The 306-nt window shown below is 49.0% G+C and carries 1 pseudogene; it reads right to left on the bottom strand.

What is annotated here, in order from left to right:
- Positions 1–121: 121 nt before the first annotated feature.
- Positions 122–306, bottom strand: a pseudogene (locus tag WM40_RS32020) (putative type VI secretion system effector); the annotation flags it as partial.

The following is a 306-nucleotide window of genomic DNA, read 5'->3' as shown; positions in this document are numbered from 1 at the left end:
ATAGGTCGCCATAGGGACGAGTTTGCATATCGCTATGAGCATCCACATTCGGCTTCCACAAGTCACACCTTACCGTAGCGGAAAATCAGCTTTCCCATTTCCCAGGTATCCCCTGGTTGTCTTAGTTTTTCGAAGCTTTTGGCAAATCGACGTTCGGAGGGTCCGTCCAGCCAAAGGTCGCGAATATCTTGTTTGCCATCGGCAGCTGTCTCTTGAAACGCCGACTGATTCTATATGCGATAAAGACTGCCAAAGCTTCTACCATCAACGTGGCTATCGCGATACTTTCAAGTAGGCCAAACCACG

It is taken from the genome of Robbsia andropogonis, assembly GCF_000970345.1.
Taxonomy (GTDB): Bacteria; Pseudomonadota; Gammaproteobacteria; order Burkholderiales; family Burkholderiaceae; genus Robbsia; species Robbsia andropogonis.
This window is presented reverse-complemented; position numbering and strand designations above follow the sequence as displayed.